We start from the raw sequence: 18,370 nt of genomic DNA on the forward strand, positions 1-18,370 counted from the left end.
GCGTCAGCCCTTCTCGTGCGCGCCGTGCCCGTGGCTCTGGTGGGACTGGCCGTTCGCGGTGTTGGGCATGGACGCCTGGACCTTCATGAGGAACTCGACGTTGGACGTCGTCTCCTTCAGGCGGCTGAGGACGATCTCGAGGGCCTGCTGCTGCTCGAGCCCGGCGAGGGCGCGGCGCAGCTTCCAGGTGACCTTGACCTCGTCGGCGCCCATGAGCATCTCCTCGCGGCGCGTGCCGGAGGCGTTGACGTCGACGGCCGGGAAGATCCGCTTGTCGGCGAGGGCGCGGGAGAGGCGGAGCTCCATGTTGCCGGTGCCCTTGAACTCCTCGAAGATCACCTCGTCCATCTTGGAGCCGGTCTCCACGAGCGCCGTGGCGAGGATCGTGAGCGATCCCCCGTGCTCGATGTTGCGCGCGGCGCCGAAGAAGCGCTTCGGCGGGTAGAGCGCCGACGAGTCGACGCCGCCCGAGAGGATCCGGCCGGACGCCGGGGCCGCGAGGTTGTACGCGCGACCGAGGCGGGTGATGGAGTCGAGCAGCACGACCACGTCGTGGCCGAGCTCCACGAGGCGCTTGGCGCGCTCGATGGCGAGCTCGGCGACCGTGGTGTGGTCCTCGGCGGGACGGTCGAAGGTGGAGGCGATGACCTCGCCCTTCACCGTGCGCTGCATGTCGGTGACCTCCTCGGGACGCTCGTCGACCAGCACGACCATGAGGTGGACCTCGGGGTTGTTGGTGGCGATGGCGTTCGCGATGGCCTGGAGCACGAGCGTCTTGCCGGCCTTGGGCGGCGAGACGATGAGTCCGCGCTGGCCCTTGCCGATCGGCGACACGAGGTCGATGATCCGCGTGGTCAGCTTGTTGGGCTCGGTCTCGAGGCTCAGGCGGTCCTGCGGGTAGAGCGGCGTGAGCTTGCCGAACTCGACGCGGTTCGCGGCCTCCTCGGGCGGCAGGCCGTTGACCGAGTCGATCTTCACGATCGCGTTGTACTTCTGGCGGCTCTGGCTGTCGTCGCCACGCGGCTGGCGGATGGCGCCGACGATCGCGTCGCCCTTGCGCAGCGAGTGCTTCTTGACCTGGCCGAGCGAGACGTAGACGTCGTTCGTGCCGGGCAGGTAGCCGCTCGTGCGGACGAAGGCGTAGTTGTCGAGGACGTCCAGGATGCCCGCGACGGGCAGGAGGACGTCGTCCTCGGTCACCTCGGGCTCGAACTCGTCGCCGCCCTGGCTGCGGCCGCGCTTGCGGTCGCGGTACCGGCTGCGGCCGCCGCGGTCCTCGTCGCGTCCGAGGTCGGCGCGGGCCTGGTCGGCGCGCACGTCCTGCGTGCGGTCGCCCTGGCCGCGGCCGTTCTGGCGTCCGCGGCCGGTGCGGGCCTCCTCCTGCGCCTCGTCGTCGGCGTCGGGCTCGCGCGGGGCCTGCTCGCGCGGGGCCTGCTCGCGGGGCGCCTGGTCGCGGCCGCCCTGCTGCTCGTCCTGGTCGCGTCCGCGGTCGCGGTTCCGGCGGTTGCGGCTGCGGTTGCGGCCGCCCTCGCGACCCTCGCGGCCGTCGCGGCCGCCCTGGTCGTCGGAGTCGCGGTCGCGGTCGTCGCCGGCGGCCTGCGCGTCGGAGGCGGCGGGCGCCTCCTCGGCGGCGGCCTCGACCGGCGCGTCCTGCGCGGGGGCCTCCTGGGCGTCGCGTCCGCCGCGGCGGCGGCCGCGTCCGGAGCGCTGCGCGGGGGCCTGCTCGTCGGTCGACGCCTCGGCGGCGGGCGCCTCGGCCTCGGCCGGGACGAGCTGGTCGGCCGTCTGGCCGCTGTTGACGTGCTGGGCGGCCTGGCGCGGGGCCTCGATCGCGGGGTCCACGACGCCGGCGCTGCTGGCGCGGCGCGATCCGCGGCGGCCGGCGGGGGCCTCGGTGCGGGGCGCGTCGGCGCGGGGCGCCGAGGTGTCGGCGGCGACACGGTCGCCGGTGGCCTGCGCGATGCGGGCCTCGAGGCCGGTGCTCGCGGGCTCGGCGACGGCGGGCGCCTCGACGGGCTCGGCGATGCGCTCCGGCACGATGCGGGCGGTGCTGGCGCGGCGGGATCCGCGGCCGGAGCGCGCGGGCTGCTCGGCGGCGGGCGCCTGCTCGGCTGCCGGGGCCTCGGCGACGGGCGCCTCGGCGGAGGCGGTCGTGTCGGCGGAGGCGGTCGCGTCGGCGACGGGCGCCTCGTCCGCGACCGGGGCCTCGTCCGCGACCGGGGCCTCGTCCGCGACCGGGGCCTCGTCCGCGACCGGGGCGGCGTCGACGACGACGGGCTCCGAGGCGGGCGCGTCCTCGACGACGGGGGCGGTCGCGGCGTCCACGGCCTCGGGGGTCGCGTCGCCGGCGTCGGCGAGCACGTCGGAGGCGGGGATCGCCTCGTCGGCGGGGACGACGAGTCCCCGGGCGGCCCGGATCTCGGAGATCGCCGTGACGAGCTCGCCCTTCCGGAGCTTGGAGCCGCCCGGGATCCCGAGCTCGGAGGCGATGGCCTGGAGCTGGGAGACGCGGAGCGTGCTCAGGTCCGCGTCAGTGGCGCGGGTGTCGACATCTGTCATGTGCGTGGGTCCTTTCCCCGGTCCGCCGGGACGAAGCCCGTGCGGGGGAGAGCCGATCGCGTGCGTCTCTGCCGAGCGGCGGGCGGTCTGATTCCGTCCGGAGCTGCTGTCGGGCACGAAGGCACGGGATCTTGCAGAGACGACAGCGGATGAGTGGTGAGAACGACCACCGGGACCGGATCTCCGACGCGCATGCGTGGATCCGTTGATCTCGAGGTCGTGAGGAGCCTAGCACCCGGCGCCCGATCCGCGGAGGAGCGGCGCGCCGGATGCGGACCGATGACGGTCGCGACTCAGGTGGAGGAGGCGGATCCCTCGTCGACGACCTGCACCTGGCAGCCCTTGACGTCGACGGCGAGCATGAGCGCCTGCCACGGGGTCGCGCTGTGCGCGGCCACGAGCTCGGCAGCCGTCAGCCGCTGGCCCGGGTCGCTGCCGAGGACGAGGAGCGACGGGCCGGCGCCGGACACGACGGCCGCGAAGCCGCGCTCGCGCAGCAGGTGGATGAGGGAGTTCGTCTCCGGCATCGCGGCGGCGCGGTAGTCCTGGTGCAGGCGGTCCTCCGTCGCCGCGAGCAGCAGCTCGGGGCTCTGGATCAGCGCCGCGATGAGGAGCGCCGAGCGCGACACGTTGAAGATCGCGTCCTCGTGCGGGACGGACTCCGGCTGCAGGCTCCGCGCGAGCGCGGTGGACATGGTCGCGACGGGCACGAGCACGAGCGGCGAGACGCCGCGGTGCACCGCGAGCTTCTTGTGCTGGGGACCCGTGCCGTCGACCCACGCGATGGTGAGGCCGCCGAAGAGGGCGGGCGCCACGTTGTCCGGGTGGCCCTCCATCTCGGTGGCGAGGCGGAGGAGCGCGTCGGCGTCGATCTCGACCGTGCCGGCGAGGAGGCCCTGGGCCGCCTTGATGCCGGACACGATGGCCGCGCCCGACGAGCCGAGGCCGCGGCCGTGCGGGATCCGGTTCTCCGCGACGAGGTCGAGGCCGGGCATCGGCTGGTCGAACGCGGCGAAGGAGTGGGCGATGGCCGTGACCACGAGGTTGGTCGCGTCGGTCGGGACCTCGCCCGCGCCGACGCCGCGGACGTCGACCGTGGCGCCGGGCTCGTCGCGGACCGTGACCGTGAGGTCGTCGTACAGCGCCAGGGCGAGGCCGAGCGTGTCGAAGCCGGGGCCGAGGTTGGCGCTCGTCGCGGGCACGCGCACCTGGACGCGCCGCCCGACGGGCAGCGCCGAGTGCATCGGGCCGTCGGTCACGACGCGACCAGGTCGAGCACGCCCGCGATCTCGGCGATGTCGACGCCCACGCTCGTGGGGGCGACGTCGGAGCCGTCCGCGGTGCGGAGGGCCCACTGCGGGTCCTTCAGGCCGTGGCCCGTGACCGTGAGGACGACGCGCGCGCCCTTCGGGATCTGCCCGGCCTCCGCGCGCTCGAGGAGACCGGCGACGCTGATGGCCGACGCGGGCTCGACGAAGATGCCGACCTCGGCCGAGAGGATGCGGTGCGCCTCGAGGATCTTGGCGTCCGAGATGGCGCCGAAGTAGCCGTCGGTGAGCAGCTGCGCCTCGAGGGCCAGCTTCCACGACGCGGGGTTGCCGATGCGGATCGCGCTGGCGATGGTGTCGGGGTCCTTGACGATCGCGCCGTCGACGATGGGCGCGCTGCCGGCGGCCTGGAAGCCGAACATGCGGGGCAGCCTCGTGGCGTTGCCGGCCTCGAGGTCCTCGCGGTAGCCGCGCGTGTAGGCGGTGTAGTTGCCGGCGTTGCCGACGGGGATGAAGTGGAAGTCCGGGGCGTCGCCGAGCACCTCGACGACCTCGAACGCGCCCGTCTTCTGGCCCTCGATGCGGTCGTTGTTGACCGAGTTGACGAGGTGCACCGGGTAGTTCGCGCTGAGCTCCCGCGCGATGTCGAGGCAGTCGTCGAAGTTGCCGCGCACCTGGAGGAGCTGCGCGTCGTGCGCGACGGCCTGGCTGAGCTTGCCCATCGCGATCTTGCCCTCGGGCACGAGCACGGCGGCCGTGATGCCCGCGTGCGCCGCGTAGGCGGCGGCCGACGCGGACGTGTTGCCGGTGCTCGCGCAGATGACCGCCTTGGCGCCGTGCTCGACGGCCTTCGAGATCGCCATGGTCATGCCGCGGTCCTTGAAGGACCCGGTGGGGTTCATGCCCTCGTACTTGACCCAGACGTCGGCGCCCGTGCGGGCGGACAGCGCGGGCGCGGGGATGAGGGGCGTGCCGCCCTCGCCGAGCGTGATGATCGGGGTGGCGTCCGTGACGTCGAGGCGGTCGGCGTATTCGCGGAGCAGTCCGCGCCATTGGTGGGCCATCAGGCTCCTTCTACTCGGAGGACGCTCGCGACTGCCGTCACCGCGTCGAGGTTCGACACCGCGTCGACGGTGGCCCGGAGGGCCGCGTCGGTGGCGCGGTGCGTGCCGATCACCAGGCTAGCGGTGGGCCGGTCGCCCGCCCCTCCCGCCACGGGCGCCTGGTGCGTGGTCTGCTCGAGCGTCTCCACGGAGACGCCGTGCTCGCTGAACAGGTGGGCGATGCGGGCGAGGACGCCCGGCTCGTCGGCCACCTGGAGCGTGATCTGGTACTGGGTCGTGATCGCGCCGACCGGCAGCGTCTCGAGGTCGGCGTGGGTCGACTCGGCGACGCCCGGCCCGCCGACGACGTGGCGGCGCGCGGCCGAGACGACGTCGCCGAGGACGGCGGACGCGGTCTGCACTCCCCCGGCGCCCGCGCCGTAGAACATGAGGTCGCCGGCGGCCTCGGCCTCGACGAACACCGCGTTGTTCGCGCCGTGGACGGCGGCGAGCGGGTGGTCCCGCGGCACGAGCGCGGGGTACACGCGCGCGGAGACGCCGTCGCGGCCGGTCGCGGGATCCGTGAGGCGCTCGCAGATCGCGAGGAGCTTGATCACGTAGCCGGCCTTGCGGGCCGACTCGAACTGGGCGGACGAGAGGCCCGTGATGCCCTCGCGGTGCACGGCCTCGACGGGGACGCGCGTGTGGAAGGCGAGGCTCGCGAGGATCGCGGCCTTCTGGGCGGCGTCGTAGCCCTCGATGTCGGCCGTCGGGTCCGCCTCCGCGTAGCCGAGCTCGGTGGCGGTCGCGAGGGCCTCGTCGAAGCCGAGCCCGTGCGCGTCCATCTGGTCGAGGATGTAGTTCGTCGTGCCGTTGACGATGCCGAGGATCCGCTGGACCCGGTCGCCCGCGAGGCTGTCGCGCAGCGGCCGGATGATGGGGATCGCGCCCGCGACGGCGGCCTCGTAGTAGAGCTGCGCGCCGACCTGCTCGGCCGCCTCGAAGAGCTCCGGGCCGTGCGTCGCGAGCAGCGCCTTGTTGGCCGTGACGACGTCGGCGCCGGAGGAGATGGCCGCGAGGATGTGCGTGCGCGCGGGCTCGATGCCGCCCATCAGCTCGATGACGATGTCGGCCCCGAGGATCAGGGACTCGGCGTCGGTGGTGAGGAGCTCGCGCGGCACCGACGGGTCGCGGGGCGCGTCGGCGTCCCGCACCGCGATGCCGACGAGCTCGAGCCGGGCGCCCACGCGCTGCGCCAGCTCGTCGCCGTGCTCCCGCATCAGGCGCGCCACCTGGGTGCCGACCGAGCCGCAGCCCAGCAGGGCCACGCGCAGGTTCCGGTACTCGATCATCGTGCTCCGTCCACGTCGGGGGATGCGGCGACGGGCGTGCCCGCGTCGCGCGCCAGGAGGTCGTCCACGGTCTCGCCGCGCACGATGACCCGCGCCCGGCCGTCCCGCACGGCCACGACCGGGGGCCGGCCGATCCAGTTGTAGTTGCTCGCCAGGGACCAGCAGTACGCGCCGGTGGCGGGCACCGCGACGAGGTCGTCGGGTCGCACGTCGCCGGGCAGGTAGTCGGCGAGGACGACGAGGTCGCCGCTCTCGCAGTGCCCGCCGGCGACGCGGACGAGCGCGGGCTCCGCGTCGGAGGCGCGGCCGGCGAGGCGCACGCCGTAGTCGGCGCCGTAGAGGGCGGGCCGCGCGTTGTCGCTCATCCCGCCGTCGACGCTGACGTAGCGGCGGACCGCCGTCTCCGCCTCCTCGGCGATCCGCGGGTCCTCGACGTCGCCCGTCGCGGACTCCGCCTCGGCGACCTCGCCGTCGACGCCGCCGACCGTGACGAGCACGTCCTTGACGGTGCCGACCGTGTAGAGGGTCGAGGTGGAGGGGCCGACGATGCTGCGGCCGGGCTCGACCGCGATGACGGGCACCGCGATCCCCCGCCGCGCGCACTCGTCGGCCACGATCCGCGTGAGCCGCCGGGCGATCTCCGCCACGGGCACCGGGCGGTCGACCGACGTGTACGCGATGCCGAAGCCGCCGCCGAGGTTCAGCTCCGCCACGGATCCCCCGCCGAGGAGCCGCTCGTGCAGGTCGAGCAGGCGGCGGGCGGACTCGACGAAGGCGTCGGTCTCGAAGATCTGGCTGCCGATGTGCGCATGCAGGCCCGTGAAGGAGAGGGAGGCGTGCGACCGGATGCGCGCGACGACGCCGGGCGCGTCCGCGATCGTGATGCCGAACTTCTGGTCCTCGCGCGCCGTGGCGAGGTACTCGTGCGTGTGGGCGTGCACGCCGCTGTTCACGCGCAGGCGCACCGCCTGCACGCGCCCGTGCGCCGCGGCCGCGGCGGCGACGCGCTCCACCTCGATCTCGCTGTCGATGACGATCTGCCCGATGCCGGCGCCCACGGCGCGGTCGATGTCGGCGACCGACTTGTTGTTGCCGTGGAAGCCGAGGCGGGCGGGATCCGCGCGGGCGGCGAGCGCGACGACCAGCTCGCCCCCGGAGCACACGTCGATGTGGAGGCCCTCCTCGACCATCCAGCGCGCCATCTCGATGCTGAGGAACGCCTTGCCCGCGTAGTAGACCCGCGCGGTCGTGCCGACGGCGGCGGCCTCGCGCTCGAACGCGGCGAGCGTCTCGGCGGCGCGGCCGCGGACGTCGTCCTCGTCCATCACGTAGACCGGGGTGCCGAAGCGCGCGGCCAGCTCGGTGGCGGGGACGCCGGCCACCCGGATCACGCCGTCCTCGTCCCGGGACGTGCCGCGCGACCAGACCGCGGGGTCCAGCGCGTTCGCGTCGTCGGGCGGGAGCAGCCAGGACGGGGCCAGCGGGTTCGCGGTCACGAGATCACCTGTTCGTACGCGGGGCGGACGTGCGGGATGGCGAGCGGACCCGGTGTGGTCCCTGAAGCCGGAGGGGGCGGTGACAGCATCCTACCGACGCCGTGCGGGGCCCCCGGTGCATGTGACGGCGCCCCGCGGGCGTCGGCGTCGGGCGGCTAGCCGCAGCTGCCGGTGACCCCGAGCGACTCGCGCGTGAGCCTCAGGTCGGACGTCTCCACCGTCATCGACGCGCGCGCGTCGGTCACCGTCACGTCCTGCACGACGACGCCGGCCGGGAGGTACTGCGCGATGCACACGGGGTACGTGACGTCGCGGATCCCCTGGATCGTCTGCGCGAGGTCGACCTGGAACGAGCCCGCCTGGAGCTCCACCTCCGCGGGCGTGATGACGACGGTCGAGCCGTCGCGCAGCACGGGCTCCGCCGCGACCGTGTAGCCGAACGTGATGCCGAGGACGCGGGTCGACCCCGCGTAGCCGAGGGTGCCGTCGCCGAAGCGCAGGTCCGGCGGCGTCCCGGCCGTCCTCGCGAGCAGCGCGCTCGCGGGCGCCTCGTCCATCGACACGGTCGCGACCACGTTCCCGACCGTGCGCTCCTGGTCGGTGGGCACGTCGGTGGCGACGATGCGCGCCTGGAACGGCGTGCCGTCCGCCTGCAGGTTCGGGCCGTCGAGCACCACGCGGTCGAGCGTGCCGCGGATCAGCTGCGGGATCACCCACTCGCCCTCGATCGACACGTTCACGCGCCCGGTGACCTGGCCCGGGAGCTGGTCCGCGATCCGCGTCTCCGCCTGGTCCTCGGCGACGCCGCGCACGGTCTGGTCGACGATCCGGAGGCCGAACGCGAGGCCCACGCCGATGACCGCGAGGACGATCAGCCAGATGACGACGGTGCCGCCGCGGGGCCCGCGGCGGCGTCGGCGGGCCTCCCGCGGATCGCGCCGCTCGGGCGCCTCGAAGACCTCGGTGCCCAGGAAGCGCCCCGCCATGATCCGCTCCCCTACATGCGCTCGGGGGCGGAGACGCCCACGAGGTCCAGGCCGTTCGCGACGACCTGCCGGACCGCGTCGTTCAGCCACAGGCGCGTGCGGTGCAGGTCGGTGACCTCCTCGTCGCCCCGCGGGACCACGCGGCAGCTGTCGTACCAGCGGTGGTAGGAGCCCGCGAGCTCCTCGACGTAGCGGGCGACCCGGTGGGGCTCGCGGAGCTCGGCGGCCTGCGCGACGATCCGCGGGAACTCCTGCAGGAGCCCGAGGAGCGCCGACTCGGTCGGGTGCGTGAGCAGCTCCGGCGCGAAGGCGCTGCGGTCGACGCCCGAGCCCGCGGCGTTCCGGTCCACGGCGCAGGTGCGCGCGTGGGCGTACTGCACGTAGAAGACCGGGTTGTCGTTGGTGCGCTTGCCGAGGACCGCGAGGTCGATGTCGAGGTTCTGGTCGGCCGAGGAGCGGACGAGCGAGTAGCGGCCCGCGTCCACGCCCACGGCGTCGACGAGGTCGTCGAGCGTGACGATGGTGCCCGCGCGCTTGCTCATCTTCACCGGCTCGCCGTCCTGCAGCAGGTTGACCATCTGGCCGATCAGGATCTGCAGGTTCACGCCGGGGGTGTCGCCGAACGCCTGCACCATCGCCATCATGCGGCCGACGTAGCCGTGGTGGTCGGCGCCCAGCATGATGATGTTCTGCTCGAAGCCGCGCTCGCGCTTGTCGAGGTAGTAGCCGAGGTCGCCCGAGATGTAGGCGGGCTCGCCGGACGAGCGGATGACGACGCGGTCGCGGTCGTCCCCGAACGTGGTGGTGCGGAGCCAGACGGCGCCGTCCTCCTCGAAGACGTGGCCGAGCTCCTTGAGGCGCGCGACGGCGCGGTCGACGGCGCCGGACTCGTGCAGCGAGTCCTCGTGGAAGAACACGTCGAAGTCGACGCCGAAGTCGTGCAGCTTCTGCTTGATCTCGCCGAACATCAGCTCGGTGCCGGCGCTCCGGAAGACCTCCTGCTGCGCCTCGCGCGGCAGGGCGTCGAGGTCGCCGTCGTAGCCCTCGACGACGCGCGCCGCGATCTCGCCGATGTAGGCGCCGCCGTAGCCGTCCTCGGGCGTGTCCTCGCCGAGGTGGCTGGCGAGCAGGCTGCGGGCGAACCGGTCGATCTGCGAGCCGTGGTCGTTGAAGTAGTACTCCCGCGTGACGTCGGCGCCCTCGGCCTGGAGGATCCGCGCGAGGCTGTCGCCGACGGCCGCCCAGCGGACGCCGCCGAGGTGGATGGGACCGGTCGGGTTCGCGGACACGAACTCGAGGTTGATCCGGATCCCCTCGAGGGTCGTGCCCCGCCCGTACGCCGGTCCGGCGTCGACGATGGTGCGCGCGAGGGCACCCGCGGCCGCCGCCTCGAGCGTGATGTTGATGAAGCCGGGTCCCGCCACGTCGACGCGCGCGACCTGCGGCAGGGCGTCGAGCGCCTCGGCGATCTCGGCGGCCAGCACGCGGGGGCTCTCCCCCAGCGGCTTGGCGATCCGCATGGCGATGTTGGTGGCCCAGTCGCCGTGGTCGCGGTTGCGCGGGCGCTCGAGCACGACCATGTCCGGGCTGATCGCGAGGGCGTCGCCGCCCGGTCGTCGCCCGACCGTCCCGGCCACGATGTCGAAGAGGGCACCGGTCAGGTCAGGGGTCGTCATGGGGATCGATCCTACCGGCGCGGTCGACGGCGTCCGGCTCCCGGGCAGCCCGCCCGGCCCTCCGCGCCGCCGCCCGGTCACGGCCGTGGAGCGTCCCAGCGCGGCGTCGCCCGGGGTCGGTACAGTGGCGGATCCCGCCCCCGCTCGCGGCTCGCCGCCGCGCGTCGAGCGTCGCACCCCGCGGCGCGCCCGGATCCGAAGGAGCACCACCATGCCCGTCCGCCTCCCCGCGCCCGCCCGCTCCCGCCGCGCGCGCACCGCTCCTGCGGCGGCGGCCGCCGGCCTCGCCGTGGCCCTGCTCCTCACGGGCTGCTCGAACCCCGCCCCGCTCCAGCCCTCGACCCCCGACCCCTCGGCGAGCGCCGGCGGCGGGCAGGCGGCGGGCGGCGGATCCGGCACCCGACCCACGGCCTCCCCCACGCCCGCACCGCCCCAGGGCACGCCGGTCACCACCACGTGCGACCAGCTGCTGCCGGACCTCGCCTCGTTCGCGCCCGGCTTCGCCACCGAGACGCTCCCCGCCGACACCGCCACCGACGGCGCGCGGGAGGACGTGCTCGCGATGCAGGGCATCGCGTGCGCCTTCCGGTCGGCGGACGGCACCGTCGTCGAGATCGACGTGGCCCAGCCCGTCGCGGCGGAGCTCCGGACCCGACGTGACGCCGCCATCCTGCAGACCGACCCCATCGCGGGCTACCCGGCGGGCGTCGAGGCCTACTTCGAGCTGCAGGACGAGATGGGCGTCGCGACCATCTACTCGTCGGAGCACATGGTGGTCATGCGCTCCGCGGCGTTCTACGAGCCCGGCGACCACGCCGAGCTCGGCAACGCGGTCCTGAGGAGGGTCGGCGGCTGATCCGGCGCGCGGCCCGTCAGCCGAGGCGGACGGGCGCGGCCACGTCGTCGAGCGGGAGCTCGTCGACCGTGGCGAGCACCTCCATCCGGGAGATGGTGACGAGGCTCCGCGTGTTGCTGAGGAACGCCGTGTCGGACGCGTCGCGGCCCGTCGAGATGCGCAGCAGGCTCTGCCGCGGCGCGAGCCCGGTGGCGTCGACCACGTGCCATGCGCCCTCGACCCACGCCTCGGCGACCGCGTGGAAGTCCATGGGGCTGAGGCCCGGCGCGTAGACGGCCGCGAGGCGCGCGGGCACGTCGAGCGCCCGCAGCATCGCGATGACGAGGTGCGCGTAGTCGCGGCACACGCCCCGGCGTGCGAGGAGGGTGCGGACGGCGCCGTCGGTGGGGAGGCTTGATCCGGGCGCGTAGCGCAGCGATCCGGCGACGAAGGCGCGCACGGCGTCGAGGAGCGGCAGGCCGTCGAGGCCGCGGAACTCGCCGCGGGCCGTGGGGAAGAGGGTGTCCGACTCGCAGTACCGGCTGGGGCGGCGGTAGATCCAGAGGTCGACGTCGTCGACGGGCACGGGGTCGCGGCGGCCCGTGACGGTGGCGCGGTACTCCATCGTGAGGACGCCGGCGCCGACGCCGAGGACGTGCAGGCGTGTGTCGTGCCGGTCGACCACCTCGGTCGCCGGGACGGGCACGCCGTCGAGGGCGAAGGCGAGGTGCTCGGAGGCGATGTCGGCGCCGCGGGCGACGGCGACCGCGAAGGCCATCTCGCTCTCGCCGGAGACCTGCAGCTCGAGGGAGGAGGAGACGTCGCGGCGCATGCGTACATCGTGGCACCGGAACCGCGTCGGCATCGCCGCCCGGGGCGGCGGACACGTGCGGGCTCGTGTGCCCCGCGCGGGTGCGGCCGCGGGTGCTGCCGGCTCAGGCGGCCGCGGGTGCTGCCGGCTCAGGCGGCCGCGGGTGCTGCCGGCTCAGGCGGCCGCGGTGCCCGCCGGGTCGGCGGTCTCGCGTCGCGCGCACGCGTCGGCGAGCGCGCCGAGGAGGGCGGGCAGCTGGTCCCGCGCGGCCCCCGCGTCCTCCGGGTGCCACTGCACGCCGATGACGGGCGCGGTCTCGTGCTCCACCGCCTCCGGCACGCCGTCGGGCGCGACCGCGACGACGCGGAGGCCCGCTCCCGGGCGGTCGACGGCCTGGTGGTGGGCGCTGCGCACCGACAGCGCGGTGGATCCGAGCACGCCGGCCAGGCGGCTGCCCGGCGCGACGCGCACGTCGTGGTCGCGCATGACGGCCGTGATCTCCACCGCGTCGTTGCGGTGCTCCCCCACGCCCTCGATGTGCTGCTGCAGGGTGCCGCCGAGCGCGACGTTGACGATCTGGGCGCCGCGGCAGATGCCGAGCAGCGGCGTGCCCTCGGCGACGGCGCGGCGCACGAGCGCGATCTGGCCCGCGTCGGCGACCTCGCGGTGCGTCGACCGGCCCTCGTACTCGGCCGGTCCGCCGTAGAAGCGCGGCGCGACGTCCTCGCCGCCCATGATGACGACCGCGTCCGCGTCGCGCGTGCGGGCGAGGAGCGCGTCCACGCCCACGTCCTCCGCCGCGAGGTTCTCGACCTGCCAGCCGGCGTCGCCCGCGACCTCGGCCACCCGCATGTTGAAGCCCTGCACCAGCGCCTGGTAGGCGGCGGCCTCGGGGCGGGAGCGGGTCACCTGCACGACGGCGAGGCGGCGGGGGGAAGCGGGCATGGGTCCAGTCTGCGTGCCGCACCTGGGCGCCGCACGCCGGTCGTCATGTTCCGCAACACGGGACGGGCACCGCGCCCCCGTGCCGTCCCGTCCCGCACCGCACGCCGCGTCCCGCGCGGACGTCCGCGTCAGGGCCAGACGAGCGTGTGCGACCAGGCGCCGTCGGGCCCGGACCGGTACATGATCCGCAGCTGCCCGTGGTCCTCCGTGGCCTGCCAGAACTCGACGACGGTCGGCTGCAGCACGTACGCCTGCCACGACTCCGCCACGAGGTCCGGATCCGCCTCGACGGCCTCGCGCGCCCGGGCGACGCGCGCGTCCCGCTCCTCGGCGTCCGGCATCGGCTCGCTCTGGTCGCCGGCGATGACCTCGGCGCGCGAGGACGGGTGCCGGGCGAGGAAGTCGCGCTCGCTCACCTCCCGGTCGCCGTGGAAGACGGGACCGGTCGCGCGGATCTGGCGGCCCCGCTCCCGCCAGTACGCGACGAGGGCCGCGCGCGGGTTCGCCTCGAGGTCGCGGCCCTTGGGGCTGTCGGCGAGGGAGGAGAACCAGAGGGCGCCGGGCTCGTCGTCGACCGTGGGCGTCACGTCCTTGAGCAGCAGGGTGCGCGCGCTCGGGCGGCCCTCCGCGTCCGCCGTCGCGAGGACGACCGCGTTCGGCTCGGCGGCGTCGTGCGCGACGGCGTCGCGGACCCACGCGATGACGAGGTCGATCGGGTCGTCCGGCAGGTGCGCGGGGTCGAGCTCGGGGAACTCGTGGGGCTTCGGCTTCGCGCCCTTCAGGAGGTCGCGGACCGGGGTGGAGTCGTCGTCGTCTGCCATGCGCCGAGCCTAGGCCGCGCGGCCGGGGAGTCCGCGGGCGGGGGCCGCCGGAGGACGGGACGCCCCGCGCGGGGGCGCTCTTCGAGGCCGCGTCGGGATCGGATTGGTCCGGATCCCACTGGGTTTTTCCAGTACCGGCGGACTTGGCTGCCCGCCGCGGGCGTCGCTACATTCATCACCAGGCCCGCTCCCCCAGTTGGGCCCAGCACCACGCGGTGGGCGCCCGAGACCCGTCTCGGGCCCCGCCGCGTGTGTTCTCCGCATCCTCCGCACCGCCTGAGCGCGTGCGTCGAGGCGATGATGCGGATCGCGACGGGACGGCGCAGTCGCCCGGCCGACGTCGTGGCCAGCGCGTCCGATCGGTCCGACGCGCGCATCCCGGGCCCGGACGCACGAGAGGCCGGCCCCGCGGACAGGACCGGCCTCTCACCGCACCAACACGGGATATGGGAAGGTGTGCCCCCAGGAGGATTCGAACCTCCGCCCCTGCCTCCGGAGGGCAGTGCTCTATCCCCTGAGCTATGGGGGCCAGGGTGCGCGTGAGCGCGGGTCCCAGGGTAGCACCGGCCCGGAGGATCCCCGCGCCGCCCCCGCGACCCGGGCCGCCGACGTGGTTCCCCCTCCCGAGGAGACTCCCCGCTCCAGCACAGCCGCGACCCGCCAGGATGGAGGGAGGACGACCGCCGCGCCGCCCGGGCGCGGCACCGAAGACCATCCCCACGAGGAGCGAATCCGTGAAGCTGTCCCGCATCGCCGCCGCCGCCACCGGCTTCCTGCGCACGTCCAAGGGCCAGGACGTCGGCCGCACCGCCATCGACAAGGTGTCGGGCATCGCCGACAAGGCCACCGGCAGCAAGCACGCCGACAAGATCCAGAAGGCGCGCGAGGCCGCCGACCGACAGCTGCGGAACCTCGGCCCCGACGGCGGCCGCGGCCAGGGCCCCACGCCGCCCTCGACACCGCCCCGCCCCTGAGCGCCGGCAGCCTCGAGCTCACGCTGGACGCGGCGTCCGACGCCGCCGTCCGCGCCTCCTGGCGCGCCCTCGCAGACGCCGGGCTGCCGAGCCTCGCCGACCACGCGAGCGACACCAACCGCCCGCACGTGACGCTGCTCGCGGCCGAGGGGCTCGGCGGATCCGCCGACGCGGACGTGCGGGCGACGGCCGCGTCGGGTCCCCTCCCCGTGCTCCGTCTCGGCGGCCTCGTCGTGTTCGGCGTGCCGCCCCGCGGCCTCGTGCTCGCGCGGCAGGTCGTGGTCGACGCGGCGCTGCTCGACCTGCACGCCCGGGTCCACGCCGCGGTCGACCGCGCGACCGACGAGGCCCGCGCCGTGGACCCGGATGCCGGCCCCGCCCCCGGGGTCATCCCCCACACGCGCCCCGGCTCCTGGACGCCGCACGTCTCCCTGGCGCTGCGGCTCACCGCCGAGCAGCTCGGGGCGGCCGTGGCGGCCCTCGGGCGGATCGAGCCGCTCGACGCGCCGCGGCGGCGGGGCTCCGCCGCTGGGATCCGCGCGACCGCACGACGACGGAGCTCGCGTGACCCGGATGCGGGCCGTCCGCACGGCTCCGGCACGCACCTGCGCCACTAGCCTGGAGGGAGCACGACCTTGAGACGACGGAGGAGTCGCATGCCGCGGTCCGCGAGATTGCTGGGGGCCGCGCTCGCGCTCGGCCTGTTCGGGGCCCTGGTGCCCACCGCCGCGCAGGCGACGGGGCCGGTCGACTTCGGCGGGGCGTCGATCCTCGACCAGGTCGACGCGGTCAGCCCGGCGCAGGAGCAGCAGATCCAGCAGGCGATCGACCAGCTGCAGGAGCAGGCCGGCGTGACCATGCACGTGGCGTACGTCGACACGTTCACGGGAGCCTCGGACCAGGCCGCCTGGGGTCAGGCGACGAAGGACGCGAACGGCTTCGGCGCGAACGACGCGATCCTCGCGGTCGCCATCGACGGGCGCCAGTACACCCTCGGCGTCCCCGACAGCGTCTCCGTCGCCCAGCGCACGCAGCTCACCGATCAGGTGGTCGAGCCGCGCCTCGGCCAGGAGGACTGGTCCGGCGCCGCCGTCGACGCCGCCCAGGGGATCCAGTCCATCGCGCAGTCCGGCACGGTCGCCGAGACCGGCACCGGATCCACCCCCTCTGCCGGGAACGAGTCGGGCGTGGACTTCGGCGCCGTCCTCCTCTACGTGCTCGGCGCGATCCTGCTCGCGGCCGTGGTGACCACGCTCGTCGGCCGCCGCAGGAAGCGGAAGGCCGTGGCCGCGAAGCGCCAGGCGGCGCTGAAGGAGATGCAGTCCGCCGAGCAGCGCGCGGGCAGCATGCTCGTGCAGCTCGACGACGCGCTCGAGACCAGCGAGCAGGAGGTCGGATTCGCGGAGGCGGAGTTCGGATCCGGCGCCGTGGGGCCGTACCGCGAGGTGCTCGCGTCCGCCGGCGGCAAGGTCCGCGAGGCGTTCGCCCTCAAGCAGAAGCTCGACGACGCCATCGAGGACACCGACGAGGAGCGCCGCACCTGGACGGCCCGCATCGTCGAGCTGTGCGAGGAGGCCCGCGCCGAGCTCGACGCGCAGGCGCAGTCGTTCGAGGAGCTGCGGGCGCTGGAGAAGAACGCGCCGCAGACGCTCGCCGCGATCGTCACCGACGCGGAGGCGCTGCAGACCCGCATCGAGCGCACGCAGGAGGCCGTCGGCCTCCTCGGCCGCCGCTACGCGGGCCCGTCGATGACGACCGTCACCGGCAACGTCGACCAGGCGCGCTCGCTCCTCTCCTTCGCGACCGACACCGCGCAGGACGCGGCGGGCGCGATCCGCGGGGCCGACCGCGCGGCGACCGGCGAGATCGCCGTCAAGGTGCGCGCGGCGCAGCAGGCCGTCGGCCAGGCCGGCAAGCTCCTCGACGTCGTCGACCGCGTCTCGTCCGACCTCGAGCACGCGTCCACGCGCGTGCAGGAGGAGATCGCCGACGTCCGCAGCGACATCCAGGACGCCCGCGCCGCCCAGCGCGGCGGGCGCATGCCGGAGCTCACGCGGCTCGTGCAGGCGGCCGAGCAGGCCATCGCCGACGCGAAGCCGCTGCAGGGCCGGCTCGCGGATCCGCTCACGAGCGTCACGCTCCTGCAGGAGGCGGAGGCGCGCCTCGACGAGGCGCTCGCGCCCGTGCGGGAGCAGCAGGAGCAGGTGGAGCGCGCGATCGGCTACCTGCCCCGCGCGCTGTCCACCGCCGAGAGCCAGGTCGCCACGGCCCGCGACTTCATCTCCACCCGCCGCGGTGCGGTGGGAGAGGAGGCGCGCACGCGCCTCGCCCACGCCCAGCGCGCCCTCGACGACGCGCATGAGGCCGCGCCCCGCGATCCCGTGCGCGCGGTCGCCGCAGCGCAGGCCGCCACCGCCTACTCGGCGCAGGCCATCGAGGCCGCGCAGCGCGACCTCGACCAGGGCGGCGGGTACGGCGGCTACGGCGGCGGCGGCATGATGGGCGGCCGCGGTGGGGGCGGCGACGCCTTCGGCGGCGCCATCATGGGCGGCATCATCGGCGGCCTCCTCAGCGGAGGCGGCGGGGGCGGCTGGGGTGGCGGCGGCGGCGGCTTCAGCGGAGGCGGCTTCGGCGGCGGAGGGGGCGGCGGCTTCGGCGGCGGCGACTTCGGCGGAGGCGGCGGCTTCGGCGGCGGCGACTTCTAGCGGCGGCCCGCCCGCGCACGACCAGCACGACGACGAGAACGAGAGCGACCCATGATCAACCCATTCCGACGATCCACACGACGAGTAGGAGCAGCACCCATGTCCAAGCAGTCCATCCTCGGCCGCATCGCCCAGCTCGCGAAGGCCAACATCAACAACCTCATCGACCAGGCCGAGGACCCGCAGCTCATGCTGGACCAGATGGTCCGCGACTACACGGAGAGCATCCGCGAGGCCGAGAGCGCCGTCGCGCAGACCATCGGCAACCTCCGCATGATCGAGGAGGACCACCGCGAGGACGTCCAGGCGGCCGGCGACTGGGGTCGCAAGGCCCTCGCCGCGAGCCAGAAGGCGGACGAGTACCGCAACTCGGGCAACACCGCGAACGCCGACAAGTTCGACGCGCTCGCCCGCGTCGCGCTGCAGCGCCAGATGCAGTCGGAGAGCGAGGCGAAGGGCGCCGAGCCGACCATCGCGTCGCAGACCGAGGTCGTCGAGAAGCTCAAGCAGGGCCTCGACACCATGCGGAACAAGCTCCAGGAGCTGTCCTCCAAGCGGAACGAGCTCAACGCCCGCCAGAAGACGGTCCAGGCGCAGGCGCAGGTCCAGGACGCCATGAAGAGCATCGACATCATGGACCCGACCAGCGAGGTCAGCCGCTTCGAGCAGAAGATCCGCCGCGAGGAGGCCCGCGTCCGCGGCGCCGAGGAGCTGCAGGCCTCGAGCCTCGACGCGCAGTTCGAGGAGCTCGAGGACCTCGGCGAGCTCACCGAGGTCGAGGCCCGCCTCGCCGCGCTGAAGTCCGGCGGATCCGCGCCGAAGCAGGTCACGTCGGGCGAGTAGAACTTCCGGTCCGATCCACGGGCGCCGTCCTCCGGGGCGGCGCCCGTCGTCGTCCG

Annotated in this window: 15 protein-coding genes and 1 tRNA gene; 5 read left to right on the forward strand and 11 right to left on the reverse strand. The window is 74.7% G+C overall.

Going from position 1 to position 18,370, the window contains the following annotated elements; genetic code table 11:
* Positions 1–3: 3 nt before the first annotated feature.
* From rho to argS, 7 genes are all read right to left on the reverse strand, one after another.
* Positions 4–2,559 (reverse strand): transcription termination factor Rho, encoded by a 2,556-nt coding sequence (rho, locus tag QFZ62_RS04865; protein ID WP_307502412.1) that lies wholly within the window; start codon positions 2,557–2,559, stop codon positions 4–6.
* 293 nt (positions 2,560–2,852) lie between these two features.
* Positions 2,853–3,803, reverse strand: a complete 951-nt coding sequence (gene thrB, locus QFZ62_RS04870) for a homoserine kinase (RefSeq protein ID WP_307507695.1) — start codon at positions 3,801–3,803, stop codon at positions 2,853–2,855.
* An 11-nt stretch (positions 3,804–3,814) separates the two neighbouring features.
* The gene (thrC, locus tag QFZ62_RS04875) at positions 3,815–4,891 is read right to left on the reverse strand and encodes a threonine synthase (protein WP_307502415.1); all 1,077 of its coding nucleotides are present in this window, start codon (positions 4,889–4,891) and stop codon (positions 3,815–3,817) included.
* Positions 4,891–6,222, reverse strand: coding sequence for a homoserine dehydrogenase (locus QFZ62_RS04880; RefSeq protein ID WP_307502417.1), 1,332 nt, complete (start codon positions 6,220–6,222; stop codon positions 4,891–4,893). Before QFZ62_RS04880 ends, thrC begins: the two co-directional genes overlap by 1 nt.
* On the reverse strand, positions 6,219–7,718 hold the full coding sequence (locus QFZ62_RS04885; RefSeq protein ID WP_307502420.1) for a diaminopimelate decarboxylase: 1,500 nt from the start codon (positions 7,716–7,718) through the stop codon (positions 6,219–6,221). The genes QFZ62_RS04880 and QFZ62_RS04885 overlap by 4 nt, the downstream gene beginning before the upstream one ends.
* A 155-nt stretch (positions 7,719–7,873) precedes the next feature.
* Positions 7,874–8,704: a DUF2993 domain-containing protein gene (locus QFZ62_RS04890; protein WP_307502422.1), complete on the reverse strand. Its 831-nt coding sequence runs from the start codon at positions 8,702–8,704 to the stop codon at positions 7,874–7,876.
* A gap of 11 nt (positions 8,705–8,715) precedes the next feature.
* Positions 8,716–10,380, reverse strand: coding sequence for an arginine--tRNA ligase (gene argS, locus QFZ62_RS04895; RefSeq protein WP_307502425.1), 1,665 nt, complete (start codon positions 10,378–10,380; stop codon positions 8,716–8,718).
* 211 nt (positions 10,381–10,591) lie between these two features.
* Here argS and QFZ62_RS04900 point away from each other — a divergent pair, with 211 nt between their 5' ends.
* The gene (locus QFZ62_RS04900) at positions 10,592–11,236 is read left to right on the forward strand and encodes a hypothetical protein (protein WP_307502427.1); all 645 of its coding nucleotides are present in this window, start codon (positions 10,592–10,594) and stop codon (positions 11,234–11,236) included.
* Between the two features lie 16 nt (positions 11,237–11,252).
* Here QFZ62_RS04900 and QFZ62_RS04905 read toward each other — a convergent pair whose 3' ends face one another.
* The 4 genes from QFZ62_RS04905 to QFZ62_RS04920 all read right to left on the reverse strand — a co-directional run bounded on the left by QFZ62_RS04905 (position 11,253) and on the right by QFZ62_RS04920 (position 14,321).
* Entirely contained in the window at positions 11,253–12,047 is a 795-nt protein-coding gene (locus tag QFZ62_RS04905; RefSeq protein WP_307502430.1) for a transglutaminase family protein, read from the reverse strand.
* A gap of 153 nt (positions 12,048–12,200) precedes the next feature.
* Positions 12,201–12,971 (reverse strand): gamma-glutamyl-gamma-aminobutyrate hydrolase family protein, encoded by a 771-nt coding sequence (locus QFZ62_RS04910; protein ID WP_307502433.1) that lies wholly within the window; start codon positions 12,969–12,971, stop codon positions 12,201–12,203.
* Positions 12,972–13,099: 128 nt separating this feature from the next.
* Positions 13,100–13,792 (reverse strand): pyridoxal 5'-phosphate synthase, encoded by a 693-nt coding sequence (locus tag QFZ62_RS04915; RefSeq protein WP_307502436.1) that lies wholly within the window; start codon positions 13,790–13,792, stop codon positions 13,100–13,102.
* A 457-nt stretch (positions 13,793–14,249) separates the two neighbouring features.
* Positions 14,250–14,321, reverse strand: a tRNA-Arg gene (locus tag QFZ62_RS04920).
* A gap of 205 nt (positions 14,322–14,526) precedes the next feature.
* On the opposite strand from QFZ62_RS04920, the gene QFZ62_RS04925 reads away from it, so the two are divergent.
* The 4 genes from QFZ62_RS04925 to QFZ62_RS04940 all read left to right on the forward strand — a co-directional run bounded on the left by QFZ62_RS04925 (position 14,527) and on the right by QFZ62_RS04940 (position 18,314).
* Positions 14,527–14,766, forward strand: coding sequence for an antitoxin (locus QFZ62_RS04925; protein WP_307502439.1), 240 nt, complete (start codon positions 14,527–14,529; stop codon positions 14,764–14,766).
* 83 nt (positions 14,767–14,849) lie between these two features.
* A complete protein-coding gene (locus QFZ62_RS04930; RefSeq protein ID WP_307507697.1) occupies positions 14,850–15,383 on the forward strand; it encodes a 2'-5' RNA ligase family protein in 534 nt (177 codons plus the stop codon).
* Positions 15,384–15,422: 39 nt separating this feature from the next.
* Positions 15,423–17,471 (forward strand): TPM domain-containing protein, encoded by a 2,049-nt coding sequence (locus tag QFZ62_RS04935; protein ID WP_307502443.1) that lies wholly within the window; start codon positions 15,423–15,425, stop codon positions 17,469–17,471.
* 99 nt (positions 17,472–17,570) lie between these two features.
* Entirely contained in the window at positions 17,571–18,314 is a 744-nt protein-coding gene (locus tag QFZ62_RS04940; protein ID WP_307502446.1) for a PspA/IM30 family protein, read from the forward strand.
* Positions 18,315–18,370: the final 56 nt, after the last annotated feature.

Origin of the sequence: Clavibacter sp. B3I6 (assembly GCF_030816895.1) — a bacterium.
Classification (GTDB): Bacteria; Actinomycetota; Actinomycetes; order Actinomycetales; family Microbacteriaceae; genus Clavibacter.